The organism is Yinghuangia sp. YIM S09857 (assembly GCF_051388915.1).
In the GTDB taxonomy this organism is placed as follows: Bacteria; Actinomycetota; Actinomycetes; order Streptomycetales; family Streptomycetaceae; genus Yinghuangia.
This window is the reverse complement of the sequence record NZ_JBPKBH010000003.1, coordinates 75,389-92,727: the sequence shown is the minus strand read 5'-3', so window position 1 is coordinate 92,727 and position 17,339 is coordinate 75,389. Positions and strand designations below refer to the sequence as shown.

The window sequence follows — 17,339 nt, the reverse complement described above, 5'->3', positions numbered from 1 at the left end:
GCGGGCCTCGAAAGGCCCGCCCCCGACGGGTGGTTCTTCGGTCGGTACGCCTCCTCCGGCTACTCCTTCGTCCCGATCGCGTCCGCGGGGCGGGTGCGCAGCGCGAGACGCGCGGGCAGCGACGTCGCCGCGAAGGCGAGGACGGCGGCGGCCACGATGATCGCGCCGTAGGTGAGCGGCGGGGCGTACGGCGTGCCGGTGCCGGTCATGCCCGTCGCGTACGAACTGAGCGTCGCCCAGCCGATCGCCGTGCCCAGGACCGTCGCGAACAGCACCATCGTCAACGTCTCCCACCGCAGCATGCGGAGGATCTGACGACGTGTCATGCCGACCAGACGCATCAGCGCGAACTCGCGGGCCCGGGCCGACGTCGCCATCATCAGCGTGTTGACGATCGCGATCGCCGTGAAGGCGATGATGAGGCCCATGGCCACGTAGTTGACCTGGGTCTGCGTGCCCTGCTGGGTCTTTCGCGCGGCCTCGACCTGGTCCCGGTCCAGCACGCGCACGCCGGGGAAGGACGCGGTCGCCGCGTCGAGGGCGGCGCGGGTGCCGGGGGTGTCGGTGCGGACCAACACCTGTGCGGCCAGCGGGTTGTCGACGTGGGCCGCGACCAGCGGGAGGGGCAGGGTCACGTCGCCGAAGCCGAGGCCGCGGTGGTACACCGCGACGACCCGCGGCCGGACCTTGACCCCGTCGCCGAGAGTCACCTCCAGCGTGTCGCCGACGCCGACGCCCTTGGTGCGCGCGGCCAGTTCGCTGACCGCCACGGTGTCGTCGCGCAGGTCGGCGAGCGTTCCCGCGGTCGCCTTGAGGTCGAGCACCCGGTCGACGCCCTCGGGGGTGACACCCTGCGCCGGGAACTTGTCCTGGCCGGTGCGCACCACCGTGCGTACGACCTCGGTCGCCGCGGTCACCCCGGGCACCGCGCGCACCGCGTCGGCTGCGGCGCCGGGCACCCCGGGACCGCGCGAGGCCAGGACGTAGTCGGCGTTGGCGGTGCCGGCCGCGACCTGCTTCTCCGCGGCGTGCGACGTGGTGGTCTGCACGAAGAGGATCGTGGACGTCATCGCGACCGCGAGGGTCAGCGGCGTCACCACCGCGGCCACGCGCTGGAGGCGGGCCCGGTTGTTGCTCGCGGCGAGTCGGCCGCCCACCGGGGACAGCAGGCGCATCGGGACGGCCAGAACGGCGTTCGCGGCCCTGGCCAGGAGCGGGCCGAGCAGCGCGACCGACCCCGCGGCCATCACAACGGACAGGAATGTCACGGGAGTTGCGGCAGCGTCGGTGTGCAGGTTGCGCAGCACAACGAGGAGGACGGCGTACCCGGCGGCGAGCAGCAGGCCCAGGACGACGCGGACCGTGCCGAGGCGTTCGGTCTCGATGGCGGCGTCGGCCAGCGCCTCGGTCGGGCGTACCCGGGCCGGACGCCGGGCCGAGATGCGCGCCGCGGCCCACGCCGCCAGCACGGTGGTCAGCACGGCCGCGATCATTGGGAACGGGCTGACCGCGGTCTCCAGCGTCCTGGGCATGGCCCCGGCGGCGACGAAGCGGTCGTGCAGCCACCGCGACAGGCCGAGCCCCGCGAACGCCCCGAGCGCGCCCGCGGCGGCTCCCACGAACACCGCTTCCAGGCCGACCATGCGGCGGATCTGCGCGGGAGTGGCCCCCACGGCGCGCAGCAGGGCGATCTCGCGGCGGCGCTGCTGGAGGGACAGGACGAAGGTGCCGGAGACGACGAGGACGGCCACGAGCAGGGAGGTTCCGCCGAGCGCACCGCCCAGGCTGATCAGGGTGACGCGGGCCTTGGAGGCGTCGATGAACTCGACCGGGCCGCGCGCGTCGCCGCTGCGCACCTTGGCGGTCGTGTCGGCGAGCGCGGTCTTGAGGTCCTTCTTGACCTGCCCTATGTCGGCGCCGGGTGTGGTCAGGATGCCGAGTGCGGCTACCTGACCGGGGTGGGCCGCGAGGCGCGCCGCTTCGCCGGACGAGAAGAACAGCGCGGACTGGTGGGCGAGTCCGTCCCGGCCCACGGGGGCGGCGACGCCGGTGACGCGGTACGTCGCGGGTGCTCCGGTGGACTGCACGGTGATCCGCGAGCCGACGGACGCCCCGGCGCGCTCGGCAAGTTCGGCGTCCAGGACGACGTCGCCGTCCGTCGCGGGCGCGGTTCCGGCGCGCAGGTTGAAGGGGGTGAGTGCGGCGGAGTCCCAGCCGTGGCCCCAGGACGGGCCGCCGTCCGGGCCTTCGAGCGGGCGGCCGTCGGCGGTGAAGACCGTTGCCGGGAAGGTGACTTCGGGGACGATGGCGGCGACGCCGGGGACGCCGGACAGCCGGTTCGCGGTGTCGGCGGCGATCCAGGCGCGCTCGGTGAGCGGCTTGGACTTCACCTTCTCCTTCCGCTTCTTGTGCTTCGTCCAGTGCAGGTTCTGGTCGGCGGTGACGACGACGGGGGAGGACGCGTAGCGCTCGGTGGGTATGCCGCCGCGCAGGCCGGTCTCCAGCAGCACGCCGCACGCGGTGACCAGGGCCGCGGCGCAGAACAGCGCGGTGAACGCGCCGATGAACCCGCCCTTCCGGGCACGCAGGGTCGACCAGGCGAGCCTGAGCATCATGATTCCGCTCCAGGGGTGTCGGCGGGGAAGGCGAGAAAGCGTGTCTGGACGATGCGCGCGCCCGGCGGCAGCGCGTCCCCGGCCCGTTTGTAGCGGTTGATCAGGGCGATGAACTCCTCAAACAGTTCCGCGAGTTCGTCGGGCGTCACGTGCACGGTGCCGCGCGAGTAGGGGGCGGCGTCGGCCCAGGGGTCGCCGGGCCCGGTCGCGTGCTGGTAGCGGACGAACGCCTCGATGTCGGCGGCGAACGCCAGCCGGTTCATCTCGTCCACGGCGGCGCGCATTTCGGGGGTCTGCCGGCTGCGCGGCGGGAAGCGCAGGTCGGCGCGTACCGCGCGCCACCAGCGCTCGCGGCCGTGGGCGTCGGAGCGGGAGATCTCCTCGACGAAGCCGTGCCGGGCGAGTTCGCGCAGGTGGTAGCTGGTCGCGCCGGTGTTGAGGCCGAGGGCGCGCCCGAGGCTCGCGGAGGTCGCGGGGCCGTGGGCGGTGAGGTGCCGGATGATGCGTCCGCGGCGAGGGTGGGCGAGGGTCTTGAGCGCGGCGAGGTCGCCGACCTCGCGGGGGCGGGGCGGCTCGGGCGGCTCGGGCGGTTCACGCGTGGCTTCCGGCGCCGGGGAGTCGGCGGGGCCTTTCCGCCGGCTGGGGGACTGGCCGTGCGACTGGCTGTGGGACTGGCCGTTGGACTGGCCTTCGTGCTGGTCGGGGGACTCGTGGCGGCTCTCGGTCATGAGTGCACAGTATTTTGTGCACAGGTTTCTGTGCACTGGCGCCAGCCCCCGAATCGGGATGGGGGGACAGCCCTACCCCCGCCCGGGAGCGCGGTTCTCCGGCCGGGTGGCGGGCGTACGGCGGCCGCGTACGCCACGACGGGCGCCCGCCTGCCGAGGGGGTCCCGGTCGGGACGACTCAGGCAGGCGGGCGCCCGTCGTGTGCGGCGCGCGGCGGATCCGCGTCAGCCGCCCATGGCCGACTTCCGCTCGGTGACCGCGTGGACGTTCGCGTCGGCGCCGATCAGCTTCGGCAGGTAGCGCTCGTTGAACGCCTCCTCGTAGGGCATCGCCCGGTGCGCCTCGAACTGCTCCGGCGTCTCCCATGCCTCGAAGAAGCGGAACGTGTTGGGACGCTCCAACTCCTCCGCCCACCAGTACTCGACACACCCCGGGTCCTTGCGGCTGAGCTCCGAGACCGCGAGAAGGCCCTCGATGATCTCGTCGCGGTCCTCGGGTCGGAAGGTCAGGAAACCGCTGATGACCAGCATGTTCGTCCTCCTGCGTTGCTGATGGTCCGTCAGGCGCGGGGGCGCCCGGTCGTCATGGTGCGGCACGCGGGCGACGGGCGGAAGAGCGATCACCTGCGTTCCGCCTCTTTTAATACCCTACCCCCCTAGGGTATGTTTTCGGGCGTGCCGAGGGCGCCGCGGGTGCGGTGCCCGTCGCCACGGCATGCGGGAAAACCCGGCGCCGACCCCCGGCCCGGGAGCACGGTCCTCGCGAGAGGGCCCGCACTCGACGAGGAGAATCCGATGTCCGCGAGTCAGACCGCGCCGAACCCCCGGCGCTGGAAGGCGTTGGCGTTGATCGCCGCCGCGCAGTTCATGGTCATCATGGACACGTCGATCATCGGCGTGGCCCTTCCGGAGATGCAGTCGGACCTCGGCTTCTCGCAGGAGAACCTGTCCTGGGTCTTCAACGCGTACGTCGTCGCCTTCGGCGGCCTGCTCCTCCTCGGCGGCCGCCTCTCCGACCTGTTCGGCGCGAAGCGCCTCTTCAGCGCCGGATGGCTGGTCCTCGCCGCCGGCTCGCTGGCCGCGGGCCTCGCCGACGCCGTGTGGGTGGAGCTGACCGGACGCGCCGTCCAGGGCGTCGGCGCGGCCCTCATCGCGCCCTCGGCACTGACCCTGCTGATGATGCTGTTCGGCGGGAACCCCAAGGAACTGACCAAGGCCTTCGCGCTGTACGGTGCCGCCGCCCCCGCCGGCGGCACGGCCGGTGTCTTCCTCGGCGGGGTCATCACCGAATACGCCAGCTGGCCCTGGGTCTTCCACATCAACATCCCGGTCGCGCTGATCGCCCTCGCGGCCACCCCGCGCCTGATGCCCGCGACCCCGGCGCGCTCCGGCTCGGTCGACTGGCTGGGCGCCGCCACCGTCACCGCGGGACTGGGCACCACCGTCTTCGCCATCGTCCGCGCGCCCGAGGTGGGCTGGGGTTCCGCCGAAACCCTGCTCGTGCTCGCCGCCGGACTGGTCCTCGTCGCGCTGTTCGTGGCGATTCAGGCGCGGCGCCGCGAACCGCTGATGCGCCTGGGCATCTGGAAGGCCGCCAACCTCGCGGGGGCCAACGTCGCGCAGTTCCTGATGGCCGCGGCCTGGATCCCCATGTGGTTCTTCCTGAACCTCTACCTTCAGCAGGTGATCGGCCTCGGTGCTTTCGCCAGCGGCTCGGCGCTGCTCCCGATGACCGTGGCGATCATGGTCATGATGATCACCGTCGCACCGCGCCTGATCGCACGGTTCGGCCCCAAGCCGCTGGTCGTGTCAGGTCTCGCGCTGCTGGCGGCGGGCATGGTCTGGCTGTCCTTCGTGCGCGCCGACGGCTCGTTCTGGGTGGACGTGCTGCCCGCGTCGTTGGTCGCCGCGACCGGCATGTCGCTGGCGTTCATCCCCTCCCTGGGGACCGCGCTGTCGAGTGCCCGCCCGGAGGAAGGCGGCCTGGCGTCCGGCATCGTGAACACCAGCTACCAGGTGGGCTCGGCCCTCGGCCTCGCCGCGATGACCGCGCTGGCGACCTCGCAGGGCGCGGACGAACTGGGCAACGCAGCGGCGCTGACCGACGGGTTCTCGGCGGCATTCCTCGGGGCGGCGGTCATCGCGGTCGCGGGCGCCCTGCTCGCCGCCGTGACGCTGCGCGGCAACCGGGGCGCGGCCTCCGAGGCGCCGGACGCGCAGGTGACCGGCGGCGACCAGGCCGGTTCGGTCGACTCGGCGGGGTCCGCGCGGCAGGCCGTATGAGCTGTAACCCGGGACACTGCGCAGACAGCAGTCCGTTCGATCGGGGAATGACGGGCCGTAGCCCGGAGTTCCGCCGCTTCGGAGCCACGGCCCGCCCCAGAGGCGGGCCGTGGCTCCTTCGGATGGGTGGGGGTGCCCGGCGGGAGCGGGCCATGCGGATCGCGGCGCGCTCACCGGACACACCGTGAGGAACAGGCGGAGTCGGTCAGCGCTCCCCTTGCAGCTCCCACAGCTCGCGGAACAGCCCCGTCCCGCGCGGCATCGCCAACAGCTCCTCGCAACGCCCGCGTTCGCGTACCCGGCCGCGGTCCATCACCACGATCTCGTCGGCCCCCGCGACGTTGGCAAGGCGGTGTGTCACCAGCACCACGGCCCGGTCCTTCGCGAGCGCGCGCAGGCCGGTGAACAGCCGGTTCTCCGCCCGCGGGTCGAGAGCCGACGTCGGCTCGTCCAGCACCAGCAGCCGGGCGTCGCGGTAGAACGCCCGGGCCAGGCCCATACGCTGCCACTGCCCGCCGGACAGCCCGGTGCCGTTCCAGTAGTCGGGCGCCAGCAGCGTGTCCAGGCCGAACTTGAGCTCCGCGACCACCTCGTCGGTGCCGGAGTACGCCAGCGCGCGCGTCAGTTCGGCCTCGTGTTCGGCGCGTACCTGGCCGAGCGCGACGTTGTCGGCGGCCTGGAGCGGCCACCGGGCGATCTCCTGCGGCACATAGCCGAGCCTCGCCCACAGCTCGTGCGGGTCCAGGTCCCGGACGTCGTGCCCGTCCCAGGTCACCCGGCCCTGGGTCGGCAGGTACAGCCCGCACAGCAGCTTGGCCAGCGTGGACTTGCCCGAGCCGTTCTCGCCGACCAGTGCGACGATCTTGCCGACGGGCACGTCGAGGTCGACGCCCTCGACCGCGGGCCGGTCCTTGCCCGGGTACGTGAACCCGGCGTCCTCCGTGCGGAACGCGGACGGCTGCCGGAGCACCAGCGAACCCCGCCGCATGCGGTGCCCGCCGGCCTCGCTGAGGAAGCGGTCCCAGTCGTCCAGGTAGAGCCCCACGCTGTAGAGCCGCGATCCGGAGGCCACGATGCCGCCCAGCGCGGTGCTGACGGTGCGCAACCCGATCACCGCGGTACCCGCCGCCGCCACCGACATCCGGTCGGTGGCCAGCAGGAACACCACGGCGCCCCACACCAGTCCGGCCGCCACGCCGCCCGCCGCCGCGCCGAGCGCCCCCACCTTGGCACCGCGCCACGCGGCGTCCTGCGTCACCTCCTGCACGCGGTCGGACGCGCGCTGGTAGCGGCCCAGCAGGAACGGCGCGATCGTGCTCGAACGCAGTTGGTCGGCCCAGTGCTTGTCGGCGATGTGCCAGCGCATCATGCCGAGGATGCGGCGTTCGTTCAGCGTGTCGATGGTCGTCCGGTACTCGATGCGGGCGGCGCGCACGGCCGCGAGTCCGCGCGGCACCGCGCCGAGCAGCAGCAGGGGCAGCAGCACCGGGTGCAGCACGGTCAGCACCGTCGCCGCCGCGGCGAGTGACGCACAGGAGGCGATGACGTCCTGGGTCTGCGGGATCAGGCCGCGCATCGACTGAACGCCCCGGTCGGCGCTGTCCCAGCGGTTGTTGAAGCCCGGGTGGTCGTATGCCACCAACTCGGCGTGCGCGGCGGCGTCCAGCAGCAGCGTCTCGGCCTCGCGCGTCAGCCGCGGGGTGACGCGCGCCGACAGCGCGACGACCGCGACCCCGAGCAGGGCGCGCAGGCCGACGGCGGCGGCCAGCACGGTCAGCGAGGGCGCCGCGTCGCGGAGGCGTTCGCCGATCTCGCCCGACGAGATGACCGCGGTGATCGTCGCCGTGGTGGCCAGCAGGCCGAACGCCTCCAGAACGCCGGCCAGGACCTGGCACACGAGCAGCGCGCCGGACGCGCGCGGGTCGGCGGCCCAGGCGAGGCGCAGGGCCTGGGCGATGAGACGTGGCAGGCGTACGGCCATGGCCCGCGTGGTCACCTGCCGCAGCGCCTCGTCGGTGTCGCCCGCGTTGCCGACGTAGCGCAGCTCCTGCCCGGACTCGCTTGTCCGGCCGGAGCGTTCGGGCGGTTCCGACTTGGGGTCGCGGGGAGTCTGCGCGGGGACGGCGGGGGTTGCCGGGACAGGCGTGGGCTGCGTCATGGGGACCTCCGGGGCGAGACGGGACGCCATGGTCGTCCGGGCAGACGGGGTGACGGCAGGGCGCGCGGGAGCACGGCAACGGCGCCCCGCGCCGACTTCCTCGAACGTGCGCTCGACCAAACGTGCTTCGGCGCGGCGTGCTGCGGGCGGTGGCCGACCGGCTTCCGAGCGCCCCGCGCTTTGCCTCCGCCCCGGCGCTGTGCTCCTGTGCCTCGCCTGCTCAGTGCCCGCGGATCGGTAACCCGTGGGTTAACCGGGGTTGCCGACCTGGCCGTTGTTCGGGACCGGGCGGCGGGGGAGTCTGGAGACACGGAGAGCGGAGGCGGAACCGGACCGGGGAACACGGTCCGCGGCCCCGCGCCGAGAGCCCACCCCACCTTCCCCATCGAGGAGTTCCCCATGGCTGCCTACGACCGCACGGCCACCGTCACCGCCGCCTCCCCCGACCCGGCTGCGAGCGCGCCCGCGCCCGCGTCCAACCGCGACCCGCTCGGCAAGTGGCTGGTCGCGGGCGCGGTCTCCAACGGTGCGGTGGCCGCGACGTACATCGTCTTCAGCGTCTACGTGATGCCGATGCTCGGCGACAAGGACGACGCCGACTTCGTCGACTCGATGCAGCGCATCAACGCGGGCATCGAGAACCCGGTCTTCTTCCTCGCGTTCCTCGGTGCGATGGCCGCCCCCGCCGTCGCCTGGTGGAAGCTGCGCAAACGCGGCGGCGATCGCACGCTGCTCACGTGGACGGCCGCCGCGTTCCTGCTCTACACCGCGGGCGTACTCACCACGTCCGGCATCAACGTGCCGCTGAACGGGATGCTCGCGTCGAAGGGCGACGCCAACCCGTCCGGTGTCCGCGCCGACTTCGAGACCACGTGGAACGTGTGGAACGGCGTGCGCGCGGTGCTCTCCACGGCCGCGTTCGTGTGCGCGGCCAAGGCCGTACGCCTGCACCGCCGCGCCGTCGCGTACCCCCGCGGCGACCGCTAGACCCCGAACGGAAAAAGTCGGTGTCGATGCCGCGTTGGTCGGTGGTGTCGTCTGCGTCACGTACGCAAGTGGTGTCCATCCTGCGCTTGTCCGGATCGCGTCGCGGGCGTTCGCCGCGGCGTGCCGACAGGCGCATCCGCCTTGCTGACCAGGGGATTTGTGATCGCCGGACGTCGGCGCGGAGGTTCGGTCGACGGCTCGGAAGCCCCGGCTGTGACACGGTTGTCGGGGTCGGGACAGGGCGCCGCCGGTTGGGACGGCCGCGTGCAGACTGGATGGTTTAGTCACTTGTGACCCATTGGCCACTGCCGTCACGCGGCGATAGGCTCCACGAGCCCACGCGCCGCAGCAACGGGAGGGCCACGCGCGTGTACAGAGCCTAGAGCGAGACCTTGCCTGTCGGGCTGACAGCGTGTCAGAGACCGTGCTGTCCAAGCCTGTTGCCACCAATACAGCGACGCCGAAAGCGTTTGTGGGGTGCGCGGGGTCGGCGGCGAGGGGGGACTTCGCCACCGGCCGAATCGGTGCAGGCGCTTGCCGCGGGAAGGCGAGTGGCCGTCGCAGGGGCCTTCACCCAACCGCCCACGAGGACCGATGACGACTTCCACACCCTTGACCCGAGACCGCAAGCCGTCGGCGCGCCCCCCGCGCGTAGTCCGCATCCGCACCCTGCTGATCCTGCTGGCCGTCGTCGTCACCGTCGCCCTCGGCGCCCAAGTGGCCTTCACCGCCGTCAGATTGCTCGAACAGGCCGACAACATCCGGGACGATTCGGTCACCGGTGAGAAGGCCGGTCTGCCCAGCTACATGGTGATGGAGCAGATACAGTCCGAACGCCGCCTCACCGCCGCCCGGCTCGGCGGAACCCCCGTCCCGCAGGAGGAGATGGAGAAGCAGCGCGCGGCCACCGACAAGGTCGAGGCCGACTTCATGCGCCTCTCCGGCCCCGAACTCCCGGCCTCCGACCGGTTCGTCTACGACTACGTCGTCATGGTGAAGGACAAGCTCGCCGGCCTCGACGAGCACCGCCGCCTGGCCGACACCCGCACCGGCGACCCGCAGAAGATCCTGGACTACTACAACGGCGTCGTCGACCAGATGATCCGGCTGTACCAGGAGATGTCCAACATGGACGACGGGCAGCTCACATATGAGACCCGCCCGCTGGTCGGCCTCATGCACGCCTTCGAGGCACTGTCGCGCGAGGACGCGCTGATCGCCCTGTCGGGCCCCGGGCGCAAGCTCACCGACGCGCAGTACGCCGCCTTCGCGCACAACGTCGGCGTGCAGCGGTTCGTCTACGGCACCTGGGTCGCGCCGTACCTTCCGGCCAAGGACAAGGCCCTCTACGACGGACTGCTCGCCAACCCGGCGTGGGGCAGGAAGACCGCCATCGAGGACGCCGTCCTCGCCAACCACACGCTCGCCAACGGGGGCGTCGTCCTGCCCGCGGACGTGCAGCAGTGGCAGGCCACCCGCGAACAACTCGCGGGCCAGCTCACCGGGCTCAACGTCGGCCGCGTCATCGGGCTGCTGGACAACACCTTCCAGAAGTCCAGCGACCTGCGCCGCAGCGCGTGGTGGCTGGTCGGCGGCAGCACCGCGGCCGTGTTGTTCATCGTCGGCGTCGTCCTCGTGACCATCCGCACCGTCATCCGCCGCACCAACAAACTGCGCGGCCACGCGCTCGACCTGGCCGGGGACCGGCTGCCGGACATCATCACCTCGCTCCAGCGCGGCTCCGCGGTCGACACCTCCGACCTGCCCGCGGCCACCGGGGCCAAGGACGAGATCGGGCAGATCGGCGACGCCGTCGCCACCCTCGCCCGGCAGGCCGCCGACGGCGCGGAGCTGGTGTACCGCGAGCGCCAGGGCTTCGAGCGGTTCGCCGAAGGCGTCACCGGGCGCTCGGTCGTCCTGGTCGGCACCCAACTCCGGCTGCTCGACGACCTCATGCGCGTGTACGACCGCGATCCCGAGCTGATCGCCCGGCTGTACGGCCTCGACCACCAGACGGTCCGGCTGCGCCGCCAGATAGAGAACCTCCAGGTGCTGTCCGGCGGCGTCATCAGCAACCAGCACGAGGCGCCGGCGCACATCGCCAACCTGCTCATGGACGCCGCGGGCGAGGCCGCCGGGCACGAGCGCGTCGAGAAGCACTTCCTCGCCGACGCGCGCGTCATCCCCTCGGCGGCCAGCGAACTCACGCACGTGCTCGCCGAGTTGATCGAGAACGCGGCCCGCTACTCGCCGCCCGACTACAAGGTCGTGGTGCGCGCGCAGCCCGCGGTGCACGGCGTCACCGTCGAGGTCGAGGACCGCGGCATGGGCCTCACCCAGGAGCAGTACGACCTGCTCAACGAGCGCCTGGGCCAGGTCCCGCTGTACGCCGAGATGGCCGACAACGCGTCGCAGCTCGGCCTGTTCGTGGTCGGCCGCCTGGCCGCCCGCCTCGGACTCGACGTCACCCTGCGCCGCTCGGTGTACGGCGGCACCGCCGCCGTGGTCCTCGTACCGCGCAACCTCCTGGCCGCGCGCGGCGACGAGGCGCCGGTTCCGACGCGGCACGAGGGTGCCGGACCGTGGACGGCGCCGGAGCACCGCCCGCACCCCGATTCGGAGTGGCCCGCCCCGGCGTCCGAGCGGCTGCCGGTCCGGCAGGCGGCGGCGCCGGTACGCGCGGTCGGGACCGCGGCGGCCCCGGCGCTGCCCGCGCCGCGCCAGACCGATGCGCCCCGTCCTGCCGAGGCGATGCCGCGGGCCGAAGCCGCGAGGCGCACCGACCCGGCGCCCGTCGGGAGCGGCGAATACCGCCTGCCGCCGCCCGTCGCCGAGCTCGACGTCGACCCGTTGCCCAAGCGCTCGCGCGGCGAACACCTGGCCGCGCAACTGCGCGACGACACCGGGGCCGTTCCGCACGTCCCGTACGACCCGGACTCCCCGGAGGCGGCGCGCGACATGTACCGCGGGCTCCAGGCTGCGTTCGACCAGGCCGAGCAGCCCGGCCAGTTCAACCAGGCAGGACACGCCGAGGGCGACCCGGCGACGCCATAGGGAACGGGATTAACCATGTTCAGGGAAGACCCTCTTACCAGCGACCCCTTCGACGAGCAGGTCTACCGGATGCTGCACGCGAACCTGGCCGACGTCCCCGAACTGATCGGCGCCGTCCTGCTGTCCGACGACGGCCTGCCCAAGTCGTCGTTCGGCTTCGACCGGGAGACGGTCGAGCACCTTGCCGCGGCCGGCACCGGGTACGCGAGCCTCGGCCGCGGGCTGGCCACCAGCATCGACGGCGGCCCGCTGCTGCACAGTGTCGTCAAGATGGCCGACCGCACGCTCATCATCACCAACTGCGGTGAGGGCAGCACCATCGTGGTCATCACCGGAGCAAAGGCCGACATGGGCGCGGTCATGTACGAGGTGCTCAGGGTCGCCAGGGCCGTCGGCGACTTCATGGGGACCAAGCCCCGGACGAACGCACCCGCGACATGACGGAGCAGCGCGGACACCCGCCCGGTCGGCGTACCAGGCCCTTCGCCCTCACCGGCGGCAACGTGCAGTCCTCGTCGTCCAGCCGGATCACGATGAACTCGCTGGTGGCCGCCGCCGTGCCGGACGACGCGGCCGGTGCGCTGCCGGACGAGTGGCGCGCGGTGCTGGCCGTCTGCGACGGCGCGCCCGGCCGCACCGTGATCGTGACGGAACTCGCCGCGCGCCTCCACATGTTCGTGACCCCGCTGACCGTGATGCTCGGCGAACTGCTGGCCCAGGGGCTGATCACCCATCAGCCCGCGGCGTCCGGGGCCGACGCGTCCAACATCCGCCTCCTCTACCGAGTCAGGGATGGCCTTGCCCGCAAGCTATGACCCCGCCCCGATACCCGCGGTGCAGCAGATCAAGATTCTGATCGCCGGGGGCTTCGGCGTCGGGAAGACCACGTTCGTCAGCACGGTCAGCGAGATCCGCCCGCTCCGGACGGAGGAACGGCTGACCGCCGAGGGCGTCGGGGTGGACGACCTGAACGGCATCGAGAACAAGACCGCGACCACCGTCGCCATGGACTTCGGCCGGATCACCCTGGACGACGCGGTGGTCTACCTGTTCGGCACGCCCGGCCAGGAGCGCTTCTGGTTCATGTGGGACGACCTGCTACGCGGCGCGTTCGGAGCCGTGGTCCTCGTCGACACCCGCCGCCTGGAGCACAGTTTCGCCGCCGTGGACTTCTTCGAGAAGCGCGGCACGCCGTTCGTGGTGGGGGCGAACTGCTTCGACGGCAGGCAGACGCACTCGCCGCAGGCCATCCGCGACGCCCTGGACCTCGTCGACTCCACCGTGCCGGTGCTCATGCTCGACGCCCGGGAGCGGGCGTCGGCCCGCGACGTCATGTTGACCCTCATGGACCGCCTGATCGCGCGCGCCGACGCGGCCGCAGTATGAGACGCGGCCGCAGTGTGAAAGGAAACGCAGTGACCGATTCCGCCATATCCCAGCCCGTCACCGGCCCTTCGTCGGCGGTCGACCTGTTCGGTGACGAGGTGCTGGCCGACCCCTACCCGGTGTACGCCGAACTACGGTCCCAGGGCCCCGCGGTGTACGCGGAGCGCGCCAACGCGTGGGTGCTGCCGCGGTACGACTCCGTCAAGGCCGCGCTGCTCGACCCCGACACGTTCTCCAGCGTGAACGGACTGCACCTCAACCCCGAGGGCAACCAGTGGGTGACCGCCGGCTCGGTGCTCGCCGCCGACGGTCTGGAGCACGCCCGCCTGCGCCGCGTCCTGTCCAAGCAGCTCGCCCCGCGGGCGATCCGCGACCTCGGGGACAGCCTGCGCGCCAGGGCGGACGAATTGGTGGTGTCGCTGGCCGACCGCGACTCCTTCGACGCGGTGTCCGACCTCGCGGCACCGTACGTGACCGGCGTCATCCTCGAACTGATGGGCCTGCCGCACGTCGACGGCAGCGGGCTGGTCAAGCAGGTCGAGTCGGTGTTCAACACCTTCGCGGCGCCGAACCAGCGGGTGTACGAGGGACTCCCGGCCGCGCAGGCGATGTTCGAGTTCCTCCAGACCGTCGCGACACGCGACAACGTCAGCCCGGACAGTTGGCTCGGCGCCGCGCACGCCGCCGCCGACCGCGGCGAAATCGCCGAGATCGAGTGCGTCATGACGATGGCCGCGTACACGACCGCCGGGATGGACACCACCATCCACGCGATCGCCACGGCCGTGCAGATGCTGACCTCGGACCGCGAGCAGTGGGAGCTGGTGCGGGACGGGAAGGTCGCGTACGACGCCCTCTTCGGCGAGACCCTGCGCTACGAGGCGCCCATCCAGGGCTTCGGCCGCCGCGTCATGCGGGAAGTTGTCATCGGGGACTCGACTATCCCCGAAGGTGCCCAGGTCTGGCTGATGTTCGGCTCCTCCGGCCGGGACGAGGCCAAGTGGGGGCCTGACGCCGACGTGTTCGACATCCGGCGCCCCGACGCCGCGGACCACCTGGCCCTCGGTTTCGGAACGCACCTGTGCGCCGGGAACCACCTCGCGCTGATGGAGTTCGACGCCGTCTTCGGGGCCCTCGCCCGGCACTTCCCCGAGCTGGCTCCCGACCCGGCCGCGCCGCCGACGCGCGTGCTCAACAACGTCCTGCGCATCTGGGACCGGGTGAACGTGCTCACCCGTCCCTGACCAGCCGGACCCTGCCGGTGTTCCGGGACTCCCGGGGCACCGGCAGCGTCTTGCCGGGCGGCGGGCGGAACGCGATCTCCCGCAGGTCGCGGGCGCCGACCCGGTCGAGCAGTACCGCGGACGCCCAGCCGGGCGGCGGCGCGGCGGTGTCCAGCAGTTGGTCCAGCGAGCGCTGGGCGACGGCGCGGTGGCGGGCGAACTCCCGGGCGGAGACGGTGCGTCCGCGCGCCCGCTGGCCACCGCGCGCGGCCCGGGCGTCGGCGTCGAGGAACAACAGGTGGACGTGCCGCCCCTGGCGCCGGGCGGTGCGCCGGACCCAGGACCGCACCAGCGGAACCGTCCCGCAGTCGTGGATCACCAGCGGCCCGGCGGCCTGTAACTCGGCCCGCAGCCGCATGTAGTGCGTGGAGCGGACGAGCGGGCGGAACACGGAGTAAGGCAGCCAGGGCGGCATCCGGTCCTGATAGCGCTGCCGCACGTGCTGGGAGTCGATCAGCGTGGCCTGCGCGCACCGGGCCATCAGCGTGCTCTTGCCGGCGCCGGGGAGGCCGGAGACCACGACGAGGTCCGCGGGGCCGTAGCGGAGGGTCGCGGGGACGGGCGTACCGCGGAGATCGTGCAGGCCGTCCGGCCGCAGGGCGGCGGGGTGTGCGGGCCCGGCGTCTTGGCGCACGCCCACTCCTTCGGTTGGACAAGCGTCCCACTCCGGGCCGCGCCGCGGCGGACCGCGGACCTGTCTCGAACCTCTCATGATGGCAGCTCAGTTCGAGGGCGAGGGGGTGGGACGCGGGAGATCACCGGACCGGGGGTGGGGTGGGCGCGTGACGGTAGGGCGGGTCCGTGATGGTCGGTGGCCTCGTGACGGCTGTGGTGGTGGTCGCCGGGGCGGCTTGTGTGGTGGGGGCGGCGTGGGGTTCTTGAGGCGTGGGCGCGTGGGCGCGTGGGCGCGTGGGTGCGGGGGCGTGGAGACGGGCGCGAGGCCGGAGCACGGGGCGCGGGTGGGCCGTGGCGGTCGATCGTGCGGAGCCCTGCTGCCTCGACAGCGGAGTGCGCCGGTCCGGCTGGGCGGGCCGGACCGCCGCCGCGGGGGCGGCGGTCCGGTGTCACCGCCTAGGGGTCACCCATTCCCTCGGGTCGCCGTCCGGCTGACCGGTGGTGCCGCCGCTGATCTCCTGGAAGCCGGCGAGGCGGTTCCTGACCGAGTCGGCCACGTAGTCCTCCACGGAAGCGGCGAGGCCGAGGCCGATAAGCCCGCGCACGCGGTCGACGGCCGCGGGGGAGAGGCGGACGGCCACTTCGACCGCCCCGTCCGAGATCGTTTCACTGCTCATCCTTCGGACCCTAGCGGTGCCCACCGACACACGGCCGGGGACCCCGGGGGCGGTGCGGCGGCATACGCTGGCGGCACCGCGCGTGCGGGGTGCGACGAGGCGGCGGACGGGGAGCGCCTGTGCCGACAAGGACGATCCGGCAGATGTCGCCGCTGGTCGCCGCGTACCGCCTGGCCGATCCCGAGTGGGCCGAAGACCTCCTCGCGCGGCTGCGCCCCGAGCTGCTGGGCGCCCTGGCCCGGGACCCGTGTCTGCCACCGGCGATTACGCGGTACGTGCTGGAGCGCAACGACGCCGACGAGGTGCGGGCCCTCGCCCGGAACCCGCACCTGCCGCGGGACGTCCCGTTCGCCCTCGCCGCGCTGGGCCGACCCGATCTGGGGGTGGAGCTGTACACCGCCGGGTTCGACGCGCTCGCCGTGTCCGCTCGGTACGAGTCGGTCACGTGGTCGGTGGCGGATGACCCGGAAGGGCTTGTGCAGTACCCCTGTACGGCCGACATCCTCGCCCTCAGGCTGGCCGTCCTCGCCGCCGCCGATCCCGCCGACGCGCGGTGGTACGAACCGGGCGGGCTCGTCGCGACCCTGCTGGACACGTATTCGGACGCCCGCCTCGTCCCGCTGCTGCGCAGCCCCTTCCCCGTCCTGACCGCGCACGCGCTGCGCGTCCTGTGGAACGTCCTGCCGCCCGCGGTGGCAGCGGACGCCCGCCGCCGCCTCGCCTCGTGCGGCGACGACCCGGCGTCCGATGACTTCGAGGCATGGCTCGAACGTGTCGTCCCGGCCGCGCACTCGCAACCGCTCTCCGACGAACCACCGCTCGACGAAGCGGCGTTCGCGGCCCGGGTGCTGTTGGTCGGCCTGCGCCACCACGACGTGAAGGTCGCTCGCGAGGACCGGTACGCGGACGACACCGACGAGCCCTGGAACCGCGACTTCGCGGAGCACGCGCGGCGGGTGTTCCCGGGAGCGTTCGGCGGCGGTGCGCTCGACTGGTCCCTCATCCGCGCCGAACACGCGCGAATTCCCTTCACCGGCAGGGGGTTCGCCGTGCTGACCTCGCGGGCGGACTGCCCGCCCGACCTGGCCGACCTGGCGTACCGAGAGGTACCGAACGCCGTCCTCGTCTTCGCGGCGATTCCGGTGCTGGTGGAACTCGGCGTGGAACTCCTCCGCATGCCGGGCGTGACGGGCGATGCGCTGCGGGCGCGGGTCGCCGCCGCGGGGGGTGGCGCGGCCGCGTCCGGGGCCGAAGTCGCGCGCGGTCCACGGCAGGAACAGCCCGACCGTACCCAACTCCCCTCCGCGTCCGAGGTTTTGGTGATCGCTGAAACCGTCACGCCCGCTGCCCGGGCCGTGAGCGGGATCCTCCGTGCCGCTGCCGAGTCACCCGATTTCGCGCACGACCCCGCCGCCTGCGCGCTGATCCACCGGATCCGCGCGCAGTTGGACAGCGCCGACGCGTGGGTCGTCGGGATTCGTCTGCTCCGGGACTTCCCGGGAACGCTCCTCGAACTCTTGGACGTCGCCGCGTGCAGTGCCACACGCTGAACTC

The 17,339-nt window shown here is 72.7% G+C and carries 14 protein-coding genes; 8 read left to right on the top strand and 6 right to left on the bottom strand.

The annotated features are described in order from the left end of the window. Nucleotides 1–59 precede the first annotated feature (59 nt). From ACRX5S_RS06435 to ACRX5S_RS06425, 3 genes are all read right to left on the bottom strand, one after another. Complete coding sequence (locus tag ACRX5S_RS06435; protein WP_436771793.1) at nucleotides 60–2,615, bottom strand: FtsX-like permease family protein; 2,556 nt, start codon at nucleotides 2,613–2,615, stop codon at nucleotides 60–62. After that, on the bottom strand, nucleotides 2,612–3,343 hold the full coding sequence (locus ACRX5S_RS06430; RefSeq protein ID WP_436771792.1) for an ArsR/SmtB family transcription factor: 732 nt from the start codon (nucleotides 3,341–3,343) through the stop codon (nucleotides 2,612–2,614). Before ACRX5S_RS06430 ends, ACRX5S_RS06435 begins: the two co-directional genes overlap by 4 nt. Nucleotides 3,344–3,567: 224 nt before the next feature. After that, on the bottom strand, nucleotides 3,568–3,873 hold the full coding sequence (locus tag ACRX5S_RS06425) for a putative quinol monooxygenase (protein ID WP_436771791.1): 306 nt from the start codon (nucleotides 3,871–3,873) through the stop codon (nucleotides 3,568–3,570). Nucleotides 3,874–4,137: 264 nt separating this feature from the next. Here ACRX5S_RS06425 and ACRX5S_RS06420 point away from each other — a divergent pair, with 264 nt between their 5' ends. Next, a complete protein-coding gene (locus ACRX5S_RS06420) occupies nucleotides 4,138–5,625 on the top strand; it encodes an MFS transporter (RefSeq protein ID WP_436771790.1) in 1,488 nt (495 codons plus the stop codon). Between the two features lie 205 nt (nucleotides 5,626–5,830). Here the strand turns inward: ACRX5S_RS06420 and ACRX5S_RS06415 are convergent, their stop codons facing one another. Beyond that, nucleotides 5,831–7,783, bottom strand: a complete 1,953-nt coding sequence (locus ACRX5S_RS06415; protein WP_436771789.1) for an ATP-binding cassette domain-containing protein — start codon at nucleotides 7,781–7,783, stop codon at nucleotides 5,831–5,833. 399 nt (nucleotides 7,784–8,182) lie between these two features. Here ACRX5S_RS06415 and ACRX5S_RS06410 point away from each other — a divergent pair, with 399 nt between their 5' ends. The 6 genes from ACRX5S_RS06410 (at nucleotide 8,183) to ACRX5S_RS06385 (ending at nucleotide 14,454) form a co-directional block, all read left to right on the top strand. Beyond that, the gene (locus ACRX5S_RS06410; protein ID WP_436771788.1) at nucleotides 8,183–8,770 is read left to right on the top strand and encodes a DUF1772 domain-containing protein; all 588 of its coding nucleotides are present in this window, start codon (nucleotides 8,183–8,185) and stop codon (nucleotides 8,768–8,770) included. Nucleotides 8,771–9,364: 594 nt separating this feature from the next. Then, nucleotides 9,365–11,824, top strand: a complete 2,460-nt coding sequence (locus ACRX5S_RS06405) for a nitrate- and nitrite sensing domain-containing protein (RefSeq protein ID WP_436771787.1) — start codon at nucleotides 9,365–9,367, stop codon at nucleotides 11,822–11,824. A 15-nt stretch (nucleotides 11,825–11,839) separates the two neighbouring features. Then, entirely contained in the window at nucleotides 11,840–12,265 is a 426-nt protein-coding gene (locus ACRX5S_RS06400) for a roadblock/LC7 domain-containing protein (protein ID WP_436771786.1), read from the top strand. Further along, nucleotides 12,262–12,639: a DUF742 domain-containing protein gene (locus ACRX5S_RS06395; RefSeq protein WP_436771785.1), complete on the top strand. Its 378-nt coding sequence runs from the start codon at nucleotides 12,262–12,264 to the stop codon at nucleotides 12,637–12,639. Before ACRX5S_RS06400 ends, ACRX5S_RS06395 begins: the two co-directional genes overlap by 4 nt. Further along, a complete protein-coding gene (locus tag ACRX5S_RS06390) occupies nucleotides 12,617–13,210 on the top strand; it encodes a GTP-binding protein (protein ID WP_436771784.1) in 594 nt (197 codons plus the stop codon). Before ACRX5S_RS06395 ends, ACRX5S_RS06390 begins: the two co-directional genes overlap by 23 nt. Before the next feature lie 29 nt (nucleotides 13,211–13,239). After that, nucleotides 13,240–14,454, top strand: a complete 1,215-nt coding sequence (locus ACRX5S_RS06385) for a cytochrome P450 (protein WP_436771783.1) — start codon at nucleotides 13,240–13,242, stop codon at nucleotides 14,452–14,454. Here ACRX5S_RS06385 and ACRX5S_RS06380 read toward each other — a convergent pair. Together ACRX5S_RS06380 and ACRX5S_RS06375 are read right to left on the bottom strand one after the other, a co-directional pair. Then, a complete protein-coding gene (locus ACRX5S_RS06380; protein ID WP_436771782.1) occupies nucleotides 14,441–15,127 on the bottom strand; it encodes an AAA family ATPase in 687 nt (228 codons plus the stop codon). The genes ACRX5S_RS06385 and ACRX5S_RS06380 overlap by 14 nt on opposite strands. Nucleotides 15,128–15,557: 430 nt before the next feature. Beyond that, on the bottom strand, nucleotides 15,558–15,785 hold the full coding sequence (locus ACRX5S_RS06375; protein WP_436771781.1) for a hypothetical protein: 228 nt from the start codon (nucleotides 15,783–15,785) through the stop codon (nucleotides 15,558–15,560). 119 nt (nucleotides 15,786–15,904) lie between these two features. On the opposite strand from ACRX5S_RS06375, the gene ACRX5S_RS06370 reads away from it, so the two are divergent. Next, complete coding sequence (locus ACRX5S_RS06370) at nucleotides 15,905–17,335, top strand: hypothetical protein (RefSeq protein WP_436771780.1); 1,431 nt, start codon at nucleotides 15,905–15,907, stop codon at nucleotides 17,333–17,335. Nucleotides 17,336–17,339 lie beyond the last annotated feature (4 nt).

Bases quoted from the DNA above. Each gene is read 5' to 3' on its own strand.
- ACRX5S_RS06410 (WP_436771788.1), top strand. From the start codon at position 8,183: ATGGCTGCCTACGACCGCACGGCCACCGTCACCGCCGCCTCCCCCGAC.
- ACRX5S_RS06420 (WP_436771790.1), top strand. From the start codon at position 4,138: ATGTCCGCGAGTCAGACCGCGCCGAACCCCCGGCGCTGGAAGGCGTTG.
- ACRX5S_RS06405 (WP_436771787.1), top strand. From the start codon at position 9,365: ATGACGACTTCCACACCCTTGACCCGAGACCGCAAGCCGTCGGCGCGC.
- ACRX5S_RS06435 (WP_436771793.1), bottom strand. From the start codon at position 2,615: ATGATGCTCAGGCTCGCCTGGTCGACCCTGCGTGCCCGGAAGGGCGGG.
- ACRX5S_RS06415 (WP_436771789.1), bottom strand. From the start codon at position 7,783: ATGACGCAGCCCACGCCTGTCCCGGCAACCCCCGCCGTCCCCGCGCAG.
- ACRX5S_RS06400 (WP_436771786.1), top strand. From the start codon at position 11,840: ATGTTCAGGGAAGACCCTCTTACCAGCGACCCCTTCGACGAGCAGGTC.
- ACRX5S_RS06390 (WP_436771784.1), top strand. From the start codon at position 12,617: ATGGCCTTGCCCGCAAGCTATGACCCCGCCCCGATACCCGCGGTGCAG.
- ACRX5S_RS06430 (WP_436771792.1), bottom strand. From the start codon at position 3,343: ATGACCGAGAGCCGCCACGAGTCCCCCGACCAGCACGAAGGCCAGTCC.
- ACRX5S_RS06395 (WP_436771785.1), top strand. From the start codon at position 12,262: ATGACGGAGCAGCGCGGACACCCGCCCGGTCGGCGTACCAGGCCCTTC.
- ACRX5S_RS06425 (WP_436771791.1), bottom strand. From the start codon at position 3,873: ATGCTGGTCATCAGCGGTTTCCTGACCTTCCGACCCGAGGACCGCGAC.
- ACRX5S_RS06375 (WP_436771781.1), bottom strand. From the start codon at position 15,785: ATGAGCAGTGAAACGATCTCGGACGGGGCGGTCGAAGTGGCCGTCCGC.